This is a genomic window from Brunnivagina elsteri CCALA 953 (assembly GCF_002289455.1).
Lineage (GTDB): Bacteria > Cyanobacteriota > Cyanobacteriia > Cyanobacteriales > Nostocaceae > Brunnivagina > Brunnivagina elsteri.
In genome coordinates this window covers 1-1,278 of sequence record NZ_NTFS01000765.1, presented here as the reverse complement: position 1 = coordinate 1,278, position 1,278 = coordinate 1, and the positions used below count along the sequence as shown (strand labels likewise).

2 protein-coding genes are annotated in these 1,278 nt (G+C 40.6%); one reads left to right on the top strand and one right to left on the bottom strand.

Features of this window, described 5'->3' with window-relative positions:
* Window positions 1-187: 187 nt before the first annotated feature.
* Window positions 188-886 carry a tRNA (adenosine(37)-N6)-threonylcarbamoyltransferase complex dimerization subunit type 1 TsaB gene (tsaB, locus tag CK510_RS30545; protein WP_095725143.1) on the bottom strand — a complete coding sequence of 233 codons (699 nt, stop codon included), beginning with the start codon at window positions 884-886 and terminating at the stop codon, window positions 188-190.
* Between the two features lie 127 nt (window positions 887-1,013).
* On the opposite strand from tsaB, the gene CK510_RS30540 reads away from it, so the two are divergent.
* Window positions 1,014-1,226, top strand: coding sequence for a DNA adenine methylase (locus CK510_RS30540; protein ID WP_095725142.1), 213 nt, complete (start codon window positions 1,014-1,016; stop codon window positions 1,224-1,226).
* Window positions 1,227-1,278: the final 52 nt, after the last annotated feature.

The following is a 1,278-nucleotide window of genomic DNA, read 5'->3' as shown; positions in this document are numbered from 1 at the left end:
CTTCTCTCCGTTACAAAACATAATTGCGTAGCTTTAGCTTCTCGCTCTGCGAGTATTACGTAGCTTGCTTCTCGCTCCGCGAGTATTGCGAATTGTTTTAACTGTCCTGGTTTACCCGTATATTCCATGACTACGACTGGGGTTACAGCTACGGGGGTTTAAAAATCAAAATATCAAATGACCAGCATTATAAATCCACTGGATGCTGACCATAAAATGGTAAAGCTTCACTCCAACTGGGACGTTGACCTTGTAACCAATCAAAGTAAGCGAGTTGTAAAAGACTTGTTACGGTTGCCGCTAAACCAGATTTTGCTTCAATTAACTGATAATTGGGATGTTCCAAAGGAACCTCGATGCGATCGCATACCCCTCTGACCTTACCCAAGCGATCGCAATTGGTTAATTTTTCCTGCCATGCTTCGGGTAATAATGCGGTATCTGTGAGCAAGGTAGTTAAACCTAATCCATTTTCCGCAGGTTGATAAATTGCTCCAAATACCTGTCCTCGTTGTGCTGGCATTTGCACCGCGATATGAATATTTTCCTCTTTCCTTTGATTCCAAGCTACAGCAGCCAAAGTTGAAATCGCAAACACGGGAATATTCAACTGCTGTCCTAATGTTCTCGCTGCTACCATCCCTATACGAGTACCTGTAAAACCTCCAGGTCCTTTGGCGACTGCGATAAACGCCATATCTTGCCAAGTTTGCGGTTTGATAAAATCCATCAAGTACTGGTGTAGATGGCTGGATAATTCCCGATCCAAATTCCAAGTTTGAGAACGGGAATCTACAGATAAATGACCCTCAGCAAAATTGCTAATTGCTAAACCTAATTCGGTTGTGGTGGTATGTAGTGCTAATCCGTATTTGTTTGCTTCCATCGAGTTTTGCGTTAATTTATCCCGTGGCAGGGATATTCTGTTTTACTTATCTTAAAGTTCCATAATACCAATTTACCTAGCATTTAAACTTTGTGGTAGAGTTTCGGAAGTCAATTCTGAATCAAAAATGGCTAGTACACCACATCCAATCCAATATCAAGGAAGTAAAAGAAGTATTGCTTCTGATATTTTGAAGTTTTTTCCCGAAAAAGTAGAGAGACTGGTAGAACCATTTGCGGGAACTGGTGCAATTAGTGTTGCTGCTTCAACCAGACATGTTACTCAAAATTTTTGGTTCAATGATATAAATAAGCCGTATCCGCTCGGTAAATCGGGGTAGAAAAAAAATCAGAATGTAAATTGGTACAGACTGCATTATAGAATATGAGACA

Excerpts from the sequence above, each read along its gene's own strand:
- tsaB (WP_095725143.1), bottom strand. The coding sequence starts at position 886 with ATGGAAGCAAACAAATACGGATTAGCACTACATACCACCACAACCGAA.
- CK510_RS30540 (WP_095725142.1), top strand. The coding sequence starts at position 1,014 with ATGGCTAGTACACCACATCCAATCCAATATCAAGGAAGTAAAAGAAGT.